The following is a 14,396-nucleotide window of genomic DNA, read 5'->3' on the forward strand; positions in this document are numbered from 1 at the left end:
GGAGGCCGCTTCGCGTCCTCAGCCCGCGTCGAGGGGGACGACCACCCGGGCCACCGTGCCGGTGCGCCCCGGCGGCCCCTCCCCGCGGACCATCTCGATGGTGCCGGCCAGCTCGGTGGTCACCAGGGTCCGCACGATCGACAGCCCGAGCCCCGTCGAGGTCTCCAGGTCGAACCCCTCGCGCAGGCCCACACCGTCGTCGCTGACCGTCACCGTGAGCCCGCCGTCGTCGCGACGCATGTCGACCACGACGTGGCCCTCTCCCTCCACCCCGTCGGCGTAGGCGTGCTCGACGACGTTCTGCAACAGCTCGGTCAGGGCCACGGCCATGGGGGTGGCCACCGTGGCCGGGAGCGTCCCTGCGTCGCCACGGATGGAGAACCGGATGGGCTCGTCGGGAGCGATCAGGCCCTCCTCGACCATGCGGATCAGGGGCCGCACGATCTCGATGAAGGGCACGTCGTCGCCGGCCTCGTAGGAGAGGGTCTCGTGCACCAGGGCGATCGAACGGATCCGGCGCACGGACTCCTCGATGGCGGCCTTCGCCTCGGGTGACGACAGGCGTCGGCCCTGGAGGCGCAGGAGCGAGGAGATGGTCTGGAGGTTGTTCTTCACCCGGTGGTGGATCTCCCGGATGGTGGCGTCCTTGCTGAGCAGGAGCCGGTCCCGCCGGCGCAGCTCGGAGATGTCACGCAGCAACACCAGCGCACCGCTCACCTCGGACGTCTCGACGAGGGGTATGAAGCGCATGAGGACCGTGATCTCGGGGCCTCGCTCGATCTCCTCGGTGGCGGGGCGGGCCTGGGCGTAGGCGATGCGCATGGCCGCCTCGGGCAGGCCCAGCTCGCCGAAGCGCATCCCCTCGGTGTTGGCGTGCACCCCGACCCGGTGCAGGGCCGAGACGCCGTTCGGCGAGGAGTAGGCGACGCGCATCGTGGCGTCGAGCAGGATGACGCCGTCGCCGACCCGGGGAGCCTCCTCGGTCGGGCCCAGCTCGCCGGCGAACGGGAAGGCCCCGGCGGCGATCATCCGGGCGAAGCGGTGGAAGACCTCGACGTAGGTGCGCTCGAGCTCGCCGGGTTGGCGCCCGACGGTGGGCGTGGACACCTTGGTGAGCACGCCGACGGTCCGGCCGGCGAAGGCGACGGGGATGCACAGCTCGCGGACGGGCTCGTGGCGGATCTCGGCACGCGACTCGCCCTCCATGATCGTCCCGGAAGCGAGGCTGCGTGACACGAACGGTCGGTCGACGGCGGGGACGACCCGGCCCACCCAGTCCTGCAGGAAGAGGGTCTGGCTGGTGGTCGGGCGGATCTGGCCCACCACCAGCAGCGGGGGTTCGGAGCCCGGGCCCGCGTCCGGATCGCGGTCGCCGGCCACGAACAGCATCAGGTCGGCGAAGCACAGGTCGGCGAGGAGGCCCCACGACGCCACCAGGCGTTGGAGGTGGTCGACCTCCCGGGGGCCGAGGCGGGTGTGCGACCGGGCGAGCTCGGCGAGGCTGGCCATCGTGGACCCGTCCCGGCTACCAGACGCGCTGGCCGAGGGCGAGGAGCCCGGCCAGGTCGGCGACGTCGTGGTCCAGGTAGGGCGCCATGACCGTCATCTCGGTGTGGCGGCCGAGCTCGGCGGCCTGCTCGGCTTCGCGGGTGGCCACGACGCGGTAGTCGAGGAAGCTCTGGCCGACCTCGCGCAGGACACGGCCCACCTGGGCGGGCTCGCCGGGACCGTGCGGACGGCCGGCCCCGAGGACCTCGGCGAGCTTCTCGTGCCCCCCGACGAGGGCGTTGGCGACCTCGCAGGCGGCGTCGTCGGTGAACCAGGGAGGCAGCACCTTGTTGAGCACCAACGCCCCCAGGTTGAGCTCGCGGCGCTGCAGCTCGGTGATGAAGAAGTCGGCCTCGCGCACCGGACCGTCCTCGAGCGTGGACACCACGACGAAGCTCGTCCGGCGGTCCGACAGGGTTCGGCTCACCGCCTCCGCCCGCTCGACGAACCCGTCGTACATGCTCTGGAAGAGCAGGAAGAACTCGGCGATGTCGGCCAGGAACTGCGACCCGAGGATCCGGTCGGCGACTGAGTAGAAGGGTCGCGAAGCGGCGTTGAGGAACCGGGAACGCGCCGGGGTGATGAGCCACCTCAGCAATCGGGAGGAGAAGAAGTCGGCCATCCGCTCGGGGGCCTCGAGGAAGTCGATGGCGTTGCGGGTCGGCGGGGTGTCGACCACGATCAGGTCGTAGCGGCCCGACTGGTGGATCTCGTAGAGCCGCTCCATGGCGATGTAGTCGTGGCTCTGGACGAACTTCCCGGTGATGTTGCGGTAGAGCGGGTTGGCCAGGATCTGGTCGCGGGTGCGGGCGTCGGGGGCGTGGGCGCGCACCAGGGCGTCCCACGACTCCTTCGTATCGAGCATCGCCGCCCACAGCTCGCCGTGAGGCTGGACCCCGGCGGCCGTGAAGAGCTCGTCGGGCACCCTCGTCTCGACGTTGCCGAACTGCTCGAGCCCGAGCGCGCTGGCCAGCCGGCGGGCGGGGTCGACCGTGAGCACGAGCACCTTGCCGCCCAGGTTCGCCGCCGCCATGGCCGCCAACGACGCCGCCATCGTGGTCTTGCCGACGCCCCCCGACCCGCAGGTGATGACGATCTCGCGCGACGCCAGCAGCGGCTGCAGCCCGGGAGGGACGGCCGGCGGCATCAGTACCCCAGCTCGGCGCCGAGCGCGTCGGCGATGTTGTGGGTGGCCCGCAGACCGTGGGCTCGGGTGAAGAGGTAGGGCACGTAGAGAAGCGCCAGGTTCGCGGGCAGGGCATCGCGCAGCCGCGTGATGTGCTCGGCACGGGTCCGCCGCAGCGTGACGGCGAGGCGGGCTCCGTCGAACACGGGGTCCACCGGTCCGCCGACGGCCGCCGAGAGGGGGTCGGACCACTCGGGCGCCTGGAGGCGGTCGAAGACCTCCTCCTCACCCCGGCCGAACAGCTCGGGGAGGACCTTGTTCACGACGACTGCGGCGAGCGGCACCTGGGTCTCGGTCTCGAGCCGGTCGACGAGCTCGAGGGTCTCGGTGACCGGCATCTCCTCGGGCGTGGCCACCACCACCGCACCGGTGATCACGGGGTCGGACAACAGGTCGAGCATCCATCGGGTCTGGTCGCGCACACGACCCACCTTCACCAGGTCGTTGATCGCCTCCGGCGCGGCCAACTGGCCCACCACGTGGCCGGTGGCCGATGCGTCGACGACGACGAGGTCGTAGTGGCGCTCCTTGACCTCCCACGCGATCTTGCCGACCGTGAGGATCTCCTTGACCCCGGGCGCAGCGGTGGCCACGAAGTCGAGCGACTTGGCCAACGGGCCGATCCGTCCGAGCAACGGCACCCGGAGCTGGAGGCGCAGGTACTCCTTGAGCGACTCCTCGGTGTCCATCGCCATGGCGAACAGGTTCGGAGCCAGCTGCCGCGGTGCGAAGGCCATCGGACCGGACTCGAAGACGTCGCTCAGCGAGCCCTTGGCGTCGATCTCGACGATCAGCGTCCGCTGCCCGCGCTCGGCGGCGAGGAGCCCGAGGGCGGCGGCGACGCTGGTCTTGCCGACGCCGCCCTTCCCGGTGACGAACAGCAGTCGACGCTCGAGCAGCTCGAGCCGGGGCGGGCGGTCCACGGCGCCGGCTCAGCCGGCGCCGAAGCCGATGCGCCGCTCGCTGTCGGGGCTGCCGAGCTCGATGTAGGCGATCTTGGCGCCCGGAACGCCGATCAGCCGTCCGTGGCGGTCGGTGAGCCAGAGCACGGCGTCGTCGTCGCCCAGGACCTTCTCGATCGAGTCGCGAAGCTCGTCGCGGTCGGCGTCGGACGGGAGCTCGACGTCGATCTCCTTGGGGGTGTGGGTCACACCGATGCGGACGTCCACGGGGGCACTCCTGCGAGGGTCGTTCGGGCGGGGCGTGCCCGCCGGCCGGTGGGCACGGGGTCAGCCTAGGCGGGGGTCGCCGCCGCTCCCTCCTTCAGGACAGCAGCTTGAGGCCGGGGTTGTAGCGACGGGTGGGGGCCAGCTCGACGTCGATGCGACGGGCGATGGCCCGGACGGCCTCGGCCGCCTCGCTGGTGGGGTCGGTGGCCATGATCGGCCGACCCGAATCGGAGCCCTCCCGGAGAGCCTGCACCAGGGGCACCTGGCCGAGGAGGGGCACCTCGAGGCGCTCGGCGAGGTCGGCGCCGCCGCCGGATCCGAAGAGGTCGTACCGCGTGCCGTCGTCGCCCGTGAACCACGACATGTTCTCGATCACGCCGCGCACCTGGAGGTTCACCTTCTCGCCCATGAACGCCACCCGCTGGGCCACCCGCTGGGCCGCCGGCTGGGGGGTGGTGACGACGTAGAGCTCGGCCCGGGGCAGGAACTGGGCGAGGGACAGCGCGATGTCGCCGGTGCCGGGGGGGAGGTCGATCAGGAGGTAGTCGGGATCGTCCCAGAAGACGTCGGTGAGGAACTGCTCGAGGGCCTTGTGGAGCATCGGGCCCCGCCAGATGACCGGCTGGTCCTCCTCGACGAAGAAGCCCATCGAGATGCAACGCACCCCGTGGACCTCGGGCGGGACGAGCATCTCGTCGATGACCACCGGGGCCCGGTCGACGCCCAGCATCCGCGGGATCGAGAAGCCCCAGACGTCGGCATCGACGACGGCCACCTTGCGGCCCTCCTGGGCGAGGGCGATGCTGAGGTTGGCGGTGAGCGACGACTTGCCGACGCCCCCCTTGCCGGAGGCGACGAGCAGCACCCGGGTGGCGTTGGCGGGATCGGCGAACGGGATGGTGCGTCCCTCGGCGTGTCCGTGCGCCGGCTGGCTGCCGGCCGTCGCCGCCGGGTCGCCGTGGAGCTTCTGGCGCAGCTCGGCCCGTTCGGTGTCGGTCATGACCGTGAAGTCGAGCTCGGTCCGGTCGATGCCGGGGAGGGCCTCGACGGCCGAGCTGACCCGGTTCTGGATCTCGTTGCGGAGCGGGCAGCCGGCGACGGTGAGGGCGATGCGCACCGCCACCACCCCCCCGTCGATGGCCACCCCGCGCACCATCCCGAGGTCGACGATGCTGCGGTGCAGCTCGGGGTCCTCGACGGGCCGGAGAGCCTCGATGACGTCGGCTTCGGTGGGCATGGGGGCTCCTGGCGTGAGGGGGAGGAGCGGCGGGGCGGGCCCAGCCGGTATTTCTCCTACGGCGATAGGTAGAATACCGAGGTGGACCAGGCGAGCCTCACCCCGACCGAGTTCTCCTCGGTGGTCACGGCCATCACGTCGGCCTTCGGCGACCCCACCCGCCGGGAGATCTACCTCGCCGCCCGGTCGAGCGCCGAGGGCGTGACCGCCACCGAGGTGGCCCGCCGCTTCGACCTGCACCCGAACGTGGCCCGACACCACCTCGACAAGCTGACCGGCGGGGGCTACCTCGAGGTCCACGTGGCCAAGCCCACCGGGGGTGCCGGGCGCCCGTCGAAGCGCTACCAGGCGACGACCAAGGGCGACCACCTCGACCTGCCCGTCCGCCACGACGACGTGCTCGTCACCCTCCTCGGGCGGGCCCTCGACATGCTCCCCCGGGAGCAGGCCGAGGCCATGGCCGAGGAGGTCGGCCGCGAGTACGGGCGGCTCATGGCCGCGAGCGTCGGCGACCGGACCGACGCCCAGCGTTCCGTGAGCTCGGCGCTGCACACCGTTGCCGACGCGCTCACCGCCCATGGCTTCGCGGCCCACGCCGAGAAGCGGAACAACGAGCTGCGCATCGTGAGTGAGCACTGCCCCTTCGGCGACGCCGTCATGGCCAACCCGGTGATCTGCGCGGTCGACCGGGGCATGATGAAGGGGATGGTGAGCGAGCTCTACGGCGACGGGGCCAGCCTCGCCCTCGAGGCGTCCCTGCCGATGGGCGACGACGTCTGCATCACCGCCGTCGAGGCCTGAGCTCCCCCGGATGGGTCGGACCCGTCTCCACCGCCTGCCAGATTCGACGCTGGACGGCGAGCGTGACGGTGCCCGCCAGCACCAGGCAGCTCACGTTGACGAGGAGCTGCAGGCTCGAGCCCCACACCTCGGAGCGATCACCCAACGCCATCGCCACGCCGACGTTGGCGGCCGCCGGAATCGTGGTGACCGAGACCAGCACGCCCACCAACGCCCCCGCCCGGTCCTCGGTCACGGTGAGCATGCCCGCCACGCCCGCCGCCAGCGCGACGACGACGGAGATCAGGTCGGGGCGGGAGATGAAGGCGGTGAGGCCACGATCGGCGAGGACGAAGTCGTCCTCCACCAGCCCGGCCGCCCGTAGGACCAGGGTGAGCAGCAGCGACGCCACCACGCCGGTGGTGAGGCCCAGCACCAGGGTGAGCGCGGCGCGGACGAGCCGGGCTCGGCGGAACTTCACGAGTGCCACGCAGATGGCGGCGACCGGACCGAAGTCGGGACCGATCACCATGGCCCCCACGATGAGCACCGGGCTGTCGACGATGATGCCGCAGGCGGCGATGATCGCTGCCAACGCCATCAACAGGAAGTACGAAGGCGCAGGCGCCGACTCGTCCCGGGCCCGGGCCTCGACCTCCTCCCAGACCAACGCGTCCGTCCCCAGCCCCGGACTGGCCTCCTCGGCCCGCATGGCCGCATCGGACAACGCCATCTCGGTCGTCTCGACGTTGATCGACCCGTCGTGGTGGAGGCCACAGGAGCGGAGCGCGGCGATGACCCGGTCGGCGCCCTCCCGGACCACGTCAGCGGTGACGAGGTCCCCCGGCGGTTCGACCGCGGCCCCGGGAACCCGGGTCACCACCGCCACGGCGGGATCGGAGGTGAGCAGGTCGACGACCGCGTCCGTCCGATCCGCCGGCACGACCAGGCGCAGATGCAGCACGACCCACCTCCCGGGAGGATCGTAGGCCGGCGAGTTCGGCACGCCTGATGACCACCCTCGACGCGGACCGGGGGATCTGGCCACGATCCGACTCCGTAGGCTGCGGCGATGGTTCGCCACTACCTCGACCACGCGTCGACGGCGCCGCTGCGCCCGGAGGCCCGTGACGCGACGGTGACGTGGCTCCGGGGGGACGACGGCACGGGCCTGGTGGCCGGTGATCCCGGCCGGATCCACAGCGAAGGGCTGCGCGCCAGGGTCGCCGTCGAGCAGGCCCGTGACGAGGTCGCGGCCCTTCTCGGAGCCCGCAGTCGAGAGATCGTGTTCACCGCCGGCGCCACCGAGTCGATCGCCACCGCGACATGGGGGGCGGTGCGCCGCAGCGTCGAGAGCGGTCGGCCACCCCACATCGTGCTGGCCGCCGTCGAGCACTCCGCGGTGCGTCAGTCGGCCGCGACCTTCAGCGCCGCCTTCGGCGGCACCACGACGGTCGTCGGCGTCGACGGTCTCGGACGGGTCGATCCCGACGAGCTGTTGGCCTCCGTCGACGACACCACCACGCTCGTGCACCTGCAGTGGGGCAACCACGAGGTGGCGACGGTGCAGCCGGTCAGTGCCGTGGTCGCCGCCTGCCGGGAACAGGACGTGCTGGTGCACGTCGACGCCGCCCAGGCCGCGGGACGGGTGCCGATCGACGCTCGGGCGCTGGGCGTCGACCTGCTGTCGGCCAGCGGGCACAAGTTCGGCGCGCCCCCCGGCACAGGGGTGCTGTTCATCCGCCGGGGGCTGCGACTGGACCCGCTGCTCCGGGGCGGGGACCAGGAGCGGGCCCGTCGGGCCGGTCTGGAGAACGTGCCGGCCATCGTGGGCCTGGGGGCGACGGCCGCTGCGCTCCTGGCCGCCTCGGCCGACGGTTCGACACGGCTCGCCGCCGAGCGGACCCGGTCGATGGCCCAGACCCGCCGGCTCATCGACGGGCTGGCGGCGATGGACGGCGTCCACCCCTTGGGCGACACGGCCGACGGAGGTCGGCTCCCCCACAACGTCTGCGTCGCCATCGACGGGGTGGAGCCCCAGGCGGTGCTGCTCGGGCTCGACCAGGCCGGCATCGCCGCCCACTCCGGGAGCGCGTGCTCGTCGGAGTCGCTCGAGCCGTCACCGGTGCTCGAGGCGATGGGGGTCGACGCCCACCGGTCCTTGCGGCTCTCGGTGGGGTGGGACACCACGGACGATGACGTGGACGCCGCGCTGGCGGCCGTGCCCGAGGTCGTCGCCCGCCTGCGGGCCCTCGCCTCCTGACGGAGGCGGCGAGGCTAGCGAGAGCCGGTGATGCCGTCGGTCTGCTCACGCAGCTCGAAGATGAGCCGCACCAGCCAGAACCGGAAGTAGCGGCGCAGCGACATGACGGTGAACACCGCCGCCGACGCGAAGGTCAGGGCGATGCCGAAGTTGCCCATCGCGTTGTAGCTCGCGAAGTCGAGGGTGCTCGTCGTGCCCTGGGTGAGGATCCATCCCACGAGGGCGAGGACGACCCCGACGACCATGCCGATGGTCGAGAGGATGACCCACACCCGTTCGGGGTTGGCCTTGCCTCCGGTCACCTTGAGCTCGTCGACCTCGCTCTGGAACTCCTGGAGCCGGGGCGACGGGGTGGTCGGCGTCGAGGTGGCGTCGGTGGCGGTCACGGGTTCTCCTTGGTCAGGCATGGGTGGTGTCGGCGGCGGACCCGAGGTAGGCCTCGGTGAGCTCCTCCGCGATCTCTGCGGGTGGTCCGGTACGGGTGATGCGGCCGTGCAACATGATCGAGGCGACGTCGGAGACGCCGAGCACGGCCTGCGCGAACTGCTCGACCACGAGGATCGACACGCCCTGGGAGGCCAGCTCGGCCACCCGCTCGTAGAGCTCCTCGACGATCAGCGGAGCGAGGCCCATGGACAGCTCGTCGAGCAGCAGGAGGGCGGGGTCGGTGGCCAGCGCCCTCGACATGGCGAGCATCTGCTGCTCGCCGCCCGACATCGTGCCCGCCACCTGCCTGCGGCGCTCCTGGAGGCGGGGGAACTGGGTGAAGGCCTTGTCGGCGACCTCGGAGAACGAGCGCCCGGCGTGGGTGAACATGCGCAGGTTCTCGGTGACGGTGAGGTTCGGGAAGATCCCGCGGCCCTCGGGGACCAGGCACACCCCGGCGCGGGCCAGGCTGTCGCTCGACACCCCGTTCACCTCACGCCCGCTGATGAGCAGCTGGCCCGCCGAGGGGGTGATCTGGCCGCTGCACACCGCCAGCGTCGTGGTCTTGCCGGCGCCGTTGGGTCCGAGGAGGGCGTGGACCTGCCCGGCCTCCACGGTCAGGTCGAGGCCGTGGAGCACGTCGATGGTGCCGTAGCCGCCCCGCACGCCGCGCAGCTCGAGGATGGGGGTCATGCCACCGACTCCTCGGCGAGGGCGCCCAGGTAGGCCGCCTGCACGGTCGGGTCCTTCTGTACCTCGGCAGGCGTGCCGGTGGCGATGACCCGCCCGAAGTCGAGGACGTAGATGTACTCGCAGGTGCCCATCACGAACGACATGTCGTGCTCGACGAGCAGGACGGCGAGGCCGTCACCGACGAGGCGCCGCAACAGCGCCGCCATGTCCTCGGTCTCCTCCTCGTTGAGGCCCGAGGACGGCTCGTCGAGCAGGAGCACCTTCGGGTCGGTGGCCAGGGCCCGGGCCAGCTCGACGAGGCGGGCGGTCCCGGTGGGCAGCGTGCCCACCATGAAGTCGGCCACATCGCTGATGCCGACCCGCGCGAGCATCTCGTCGGCCACGGCGGAAGGGTCGAACTTCGACTTGTCCCACGCCCGACGCTGCTCGGCGGCCACGAGCACGTTCTCGCGGGCCGAGAGGCTGCTGAAGGCCTCGAGCTTCTGGAACGTGCGGGCGATGCCGAGCCGGGCGCGCTTGAACGGGCTCTTCCCGGTGATGTCGGCGCCCTCGAGGAAGACCTTGCCGGAGGTGGGCTCCTGGAGCCCCGTCACGACGTTGAAGAAGGTCGTCTTCCCGGCACCGTTGGGCCCGATGAGCCCGGTGACCCGGCCCGCCTCGACCTCCAGGCTGGCGTTCGACACCGCCTGGAGCACCCCGAAGCGCACCACGACGTCCTCGGTCGTCAACAGCGCGGTCATGCCGGGACCTCCGCGGACGACGCCGACCGTGTGCCGTTCCCCCCGGGTGCAGGGCCGTGCCCGTTGCCGCCGACCGGGACCATCGGCGTCTCGTCGACCTCGTCGGCCACGCTGAGCACCCGGTCGAGCTGGGCGATCTTGTCGGGGGTGAAGGCACGGGTGAGGCCGAGGTCGTTGATCTCGTCCTTCTCGATGTTCTGCTCGCGCTCGACGGCCAACCGGAGCTCCTTCTCGATCCGGGCGTCCTTGCGCCACGGCAACAGCCCCGCCAGGTCTCGCCCGGCGTAGAAGACCGCTCCCTCGGGCCGGAAGGCCATGGTGACCGCGGCGAGGCCCGGGCCGATGAGCTCGATCGCCGTCAGCCACGACGGCTTGCCCAACAACTCGTTGATGGCCGGGAACGACGCCAACCCGATGACGGCCATGAAGGCGGCGATCGGGTAGCGGACCCCCTGCACGGCCAGCAGCAGCACGAGCGGCAGGCCGGCGAAGAGCGGGAAGGAGTCGACCCGCAGCGCCCCCGAGGACAGCCCGAGCATGCACCCGGCGAAGCCGGCGACCGCACCGGAGAGGGCGAACACGAGCATCTTCTGGGTCGTGAGGTTCACGCCGATGGTGGCCGACGCCGCAGGGCTGTCGGACATGGCGATCCACCGCCGCGCGAAGCGGGTGAGGCGCATCAACATGAAGCCGAGCATGAAGATGCTGAAGATCAGCGCGAGGAAGATCACGAACGCCTGGCGGTCGCCCGTGTCGGTGCTGATCTGGAATCCGAAGAGCTGGAGGGGCTCGAAGAGGGTGCCGGTCGCCGACGGGTCGATCATGTTCGGGTGGCGCACGATGACCTTGTCGGCGAACTCCGCAAACGCCAAGGTGGCCAAGGCCAGATAGAGGCCCTTCAATCGCAGGGCCGGGAGGGCCACCAACAGCCCGAGGGGCGCGCAGACGGCCATGACGAGCAGGATCCCGATGGGATCGCCGTTCTGGCCCCCGAAGTGGCTGAACAGCACGGCGCCGATGCCGGCGATGGCGAAGTTGGCGAAGCTCACCTGCCCCGCCCAGCCGATGAGCGGCACCAGCGAGAGGGTGATCACGCCGAGGACCATGAAGCCGGCGGCCCGTCCCAGCCACACGTCGGAGCGGGTGCCGAACGTGGTGCCGAACCAAGGGATCCACCCCTGGGCCCACACGAACACGAGGCCGAAGACCACGCCCGAACCGAGGAGCGCCTCCCACGGTTTTGTGAGCCGTTCCGTGCGCTTGGTCAGCTTGGCCTTGCCGGTCTCCAGGCGGGCCTGGGGGAGGAACAACAGGGCGATGAACAAGATGACGGCCGGGATGGCCTCCGACGCGTAGCTCCAGTCCCCGCCGAAGCTGAGGAAGACGCCGGCGAACGCCTTGGCCAGGCCGATGATCAGGCCGCCGGCGATCGTCCACGGAAGGCTCTTGAGCTGCCCGATGGCTGCGGCTGCTGCGGCCACCACGATGAGCAGAGCCAGGTTCTCGACCACGAGGCCGGTCTCGGGGGCGATGAGGATGCCGGCCAGGCCGGCGGTCATGCACCCGAGTGCCCACGACGCCCCGCTGACCCGAGAGGGCTTGGCGCCGGTGAGGCCGGCCAGGCTGCGGCTGTCGACGACGGCCCGCATGGAGATGCCGAGCCGGGTCCGGTAGAGCAGCCAGCGCAGGCCGAGGGCGATGCCGATGGCCACGATCACGGTGATGATGCGGTGCCACGTGGCGGTGACGTCACCGATCTGCACACCGCTCGTGTCGCGGAAGAACTGCGGGAGCGTGCGCCCCGTGGTGGGCTTCCAGATGGTGAGGGTGACGCCCATGAACGCCAGCATCAGGCCGACCGTGACCATGAGCTGGACCACGAGGGTGGCGTCGCGGAGGCGGCGCATGATGAGCCGGTCGAGCCCTATGCCGATGGCGGGGGCGATCACGAACAGGACGATCACCAGCGAGACGGGGACCGGAAGACCCCAGTCGACGCTGAACTGCCAGTAGACGAAGGCCAGGAAGCAGCCGATGGCAGCATGGGCGAAGTTGAAGATGCCGGTGGTGGCGTAGGTGACCACCAGGCCCCCGGCGAGGATGGCGTAGATGCCCCCGAGGGCGACGCCGACCACCAGGAAGGTGGCGATGTTCTTGAAGCTGAGGGGGTTGCCGCCCCAGTTGGCCACGACGATGTAGAGCGTGAACAGGGCCACGCCGACTGCGGCGAACAACTTGGGTGAGACCTTCAACCGCATGCTTCCCCCGGGTTGCGCTCTCGAGTCGGATGGAACGAGCGGCGCGGGGCCGGCGGCGTGCCGCCGGCCCCGGACCGGTGCTGCGTCGTGCTACTGGACCTTCTCGGCCTCGACCGCCGGATCGAGGGTCTGGGTGATGAGGTAGTCGGGGTTGCAGTCGAGCTCGCCCTTCTCCGTGGGGAGCTGGCGGACCCACTCGCCGGCCTCGAGCTGCACGATGACCTGGCAGTCCGAGAAGCCGCCCTTCAGGCTCTTCGGGCCCATCCAGCCGTTGGCGTCGAAGTCACCGAAGCCGTTCAGGACCTCGAGCAGCTTGGCCCGGGTGATGGCGTTCGGACCCTCGGTGGTGACGATCTCGTCCACCGCCTGCTGGAAGGCGACCGCCGCCATCCACGCCTGGGCGCCGAACGAGTCCGGGGTGCCGATGCTGTCCAGGTAGTTGTCGAGCTCCTGGTTCGACCCCTTGTCCTCGAAGGGGAGGAACTGCATCCAGCCGTAGGTGCCGTCGACGTCGGCCCCGGCGTCCTTGAACTTCTGGGTGTAGCAGGCCAGCGAGCACGCCCAGATGTCGATGCCGGTGAGGTTCTGCGCTGCGGCCTCACGTCGCATGTTGATCATCGCCACGTCGTTGGAGCCGTTGTAGATGTAGTTGGCGTTGCCGGCGCTGGCGTTCTGCACCAGCGGGGTGTACGCCGACTGCTCGGCGCGACCCGAGACCTTGAAGGCCCCGATCCAGTCGACGCCGACCTCGGCCTGCGCCGAGATCTGGTAGGTGGCCGACTGCACGGTGGTGGGCAGGTCGCCGGGGACCATGAACAGACCGGTCAGCTCCGGCTGGAGCGTCAGGTAGTACTTGGTCGGCCCGACCATCGCGATGAGCGGCCGCGTGCCCGTCGGCGGCGTGCCGTCGGGGTTGCAGGTCTCGGCGATGCCCTGGATGATGAACGAGTTCGCCGCGCACTGCTCGTTGATGTCGTTGGCCAGCGCGGAGATGTTCGGGATGCCCGTGGGCTGACCCTGCGCGTCGGCGCACGTGTTCATCTCGGTGACGTCGGGGTTGAACAGGGAGTTGCCGCCCACCATCGCCAGCGCGTTGGTGCACGCCTGGATCTGGCCGTTCTTGGCCTCGTCGGGGGTGAGCTTGGAGTCCCAGGTCTCGACCTCGAGGTCACGACAGCCCACGCCGCCGTTCTCGTTCACGAAGCTGGCGAACGCCTCGACGGCGTCGACGTTGCCCTGGAACAGGCCCGGTGCGAGCGGCGAGCCGGTGTCGGCCATGACCTGGATGGTGATGGTGTCGGCGGTGACCCCGGTGTCGGTGGCCTCGAGGGTGACGCCCTCGCACGCCGGGTTGGACGCAGCCGACGTCGTCGCGCTCCCGCCCCCCTCGTTCGTGGTCGTCTCGTCGTCACGGCTGCAGGCCGCCGCGACGAGGCCGAGCACCATGAGCACGGCCAGCCAGCGGTATCGCTTCATTCGTTCCCCCTCGGAGTCGATCCACCCCCCGGTGGATCAGGTCCGGCACCTTAGCCCAAACGCGCGCGCGTGGAGTGGCCCCCGTCACAGTGACGACGATCACGTCGGCGTGGCCGACCGACCCCCACGGTCCTCACTAGCGTTTCGCCGTGCCCATCCACGTCGTCCGCCACGCCCACGCCGGCAAGCGCTCCGAATGGGACGACGACGACCGGCTGCGACCGCTCTCGCCGAGGGGGGTCGCCCAGGCGGCCTGGCTCGCCGACCTCCTCGCCGGCGACGGGATCACCCGAGTGGTGAGCAGCCCTCACACCCGCTGTGTGCAGACGGTGGCCCCGCTCGCGGCAGCACTCGGCCTCGAGGTCGAGACCAGTCCCCGGCTCACCGAGGGCGCCGACTACGACGACGCTCTCGCCGCGGTGATGGAGCTCGAGGCCGACAACGGGATCGCTTGCAGCCACGGCGACGTGATCCCCCAGGTGCTTCGTCGGCTCAAGGCACGGTCGATGGTCGTCGACGGGCCGTTGCTCGACCAGAAGGGTTCGGTCTGGGTACTCGACGTCCGCGACGGTGTGGCCCGCCACGGGCGCTACGTGCCGCCCGGCCTCTGATCGGGCCGT

Annotated in this window: 14 protein-coding genes; 3 read left to right on the plus strand and 11 right to left on the minus strand. The window is 71.0% G+C overall.

Features of this window, described 5'->3' with window-relative positions; translation table 11 throughout:
- Nucleotides 1–18: 18 nt before the first annotated feature.
- The 5 genes from MUE36_01840 to MUE36_01860 form a co-directional block, all read right to left on the minus strand.
- On the minus strand, nt 19–1,509 hold the full coding sequence (locus tag MUE36_01840; GenBank protein MCU0309669.1) for a sensor histidine kinase: 1,491 nt from the start codon (nt 1,507–1,509) through the stop codon (nt 19–21).
- Between the two features lie 16 nt (nt 1,510–1,525).
- The gene (locus MUE36_01845) at nt 1,526–2,695 is read right to left on the minus strand and encodes an AAA family ATPase (GenBank protein MCU0309670.1); all 1,170 of its coding nucleotides are present in this window, start codon (nt 2,693–2,695) and stop codon (nt 1,526–1,528) included.
- The gene (locus MUE36_01850; GenBank protein ID MCU0309671.1) at nt 2,695–3,657 is read right to left on the minus strand and encodes an ArsA family ATPase; all 963 of its coding nucleotides are present in this window, start codon (nt 3,655–3,657) and stop codon (nt 2,695–2,697) included. Before MUE36_01850 ends, MUE36_01845 begins: the two co-directional genes overlap by 1 nt.
- Nucleotides 3,658–3,666: 9 nt before the next feature.
- Nucleotides 3,667–3,903 carry a DUF3107 domain-containing protein gene (locus tag MUE36_01855; GenBank protein MCU0309672.1) on the minus strand — a complete coding sequence of 79 codons (237 nt, stop codon included), beginning with the start codon at nt 3,901–3,903 and terminating at the stop codon, nt 3,667–3,669.
- A gap of 94 nt (nt 3,904–3,997) precedes the next feature.
- Complete coding sequence (locus MUE36_01860) at nt 3,998–5,140, minus strand: Mrp/NBP35 family ATP-binding protein (GenBank protein MCU0309673.1); 1,143 nt, start codon at nt 5,138–5,140, stop codon at nt 3,998–4,000.
- A gap of 81 nt (nt 5,141–5,221) precedes the next feature.
- Here MUE36_01860 and MUE36_01865 point away from each other — a divergent pair, with 81 nt between their 5' ends.
- Nucleotides 5,222–5,941: a helix-turn-helix domain-containing protein gene (locus MUE36_01865; GenBank protein ID MCU0309674.1), complete on the plus strand. Its 720-nt coding sequence runs from the start codon at nt 5,222–5,224 to the stop codon at nt 5,939–5,941.
- Here the strand turns inward: MUE36_01865 and MUE36_01870 are convergent.
- Nucleotides 5,922–6,884: a DUF389 domain-containing protein gene (locus MUE36_01870; GenBank protein ID MCU0309675.1), complete on the minus strand. Its 963-nt coding sequence runs from the start codon at nt 6,882–6,884 to the stop codon at nt 5,922–5,924. The two genes, MUE36_01865 and MUE36_01870, sit on opposite strands and share 20 nt — an antisense overlap.
- A gap of 108 nt (nt 6,885–6,992) precedes the next feature.
- Here MUE36_01870 and MUE36_01875 point away from each other — a divergent pair, with 108 nt between their 5' ends.
- On the plus strand, nt 6,993–8,183 hold the full coding sequence (locus tag MUE36_01875; GenBank protein ID MCU0309676.1) for a cysteine desulfurase: 1,191 nt from the start codon (nt 6,993–6,995) through the stop codon (nt 8,181–8,183).
- Between the two features lie 14 nt (nt 8,184–8,197).
- On the opposite strand, the gene MUE36_01880 is transcribed toward MUE36_01875, so the two are convergent.
- The 5 genes from MUE36_01880 to MUE36_01900 all read right to left on the minus strand — a co-directional run bounded on the left by MUE36_01880 (nt 8,198) and on the right by MUE36_01900 (nt 13,776).
- Nucleotides 8,198–8,569, minus strand: coding sequence for a hypothetical protein (locus tag MUE36_01880; GenBank protein MCU0309677.1), 372 nt, complete (start codon nt 8,567–8,569; stop codon nt 8,198–8,200).
- Between the two features lie 13 nt (nt 8,570–8,582).
- Nucleotides 8,583–9,302 carry an ABC transporter ATP-binding protein gene (locus tag MUE36_01885; GenBank protein MCU0309678.1) on the minus strand — a complete coding sequence of 240 codons (720 nt, stop codon included), beginning with the start codon at nt 9,300–9,302 and terminating at the stop codon, nt 8,583–8,585.
- Entirely contained in the window at nt 9,299–10,042 is a 744-nt protein-coding gene (locus tag MUE36_01890) for an ABC transporter ATP-binding protein (GenBank protein ID MCU0309679.1), read from the minus strand. The genes MUE36_01885 and MUE36_01890 overlap by 4 nt, the downstream gene beginning before the upstream one ends.
- Nucleotides 10,039–12,294, minus strand: coding sequence for an ABC transporter permease (locus tag MUE36_01895; GenBank protein MCU0309680.1), 2,256 nt, complete (start codon nt 12,292–12,294; stop codon nt 10,039–10,041). Before MUE36_01895 ends, MUE36_01890 begins: the two co-directional genes overlap by 4 nt.
- Before the next feature lie 96 nt (nt 12,295–12,390).
- Nucleotides 12,391–13,776 (minus strand): ABC transporter substrate-binding protein, encoded by a 1,386-nt coding sequence (locus MUE36_01900; protein ID MCU0309681.1) that lies wholly within the window; start codon nt 13,774–13,776, stop codon nt 12,391–12,393.
- A 149-nt stretch (nt 13,777–13,925) separates the two neighbouring features.
- Between MUE36_01900 and MUE36_01905 the strand changes: the two genes are divergently transcribed.
- Entirely contained in the window at nt 13,926–14,387 is a 462-nt protein-coding gene (locus MUE36_01905; protein ID MCU0309682.1) for a histidine phosphatase family protein, read from the plus strand.
- Nucleotides 14,388–14,396: the final 9 nt, after the last annotated feature.

The sequence above is a fragment of the Acidimicrobiales bacterium genome, from assembly GCA_025455885.1.
In the GTDB taxonomy this organism is placed as follows: Bacteria; Actinomycetota; Acidimicrobiia; order Acidimicrobiales; family Acidimicrobilacustridaceae; genus Rhabdothermincola_A.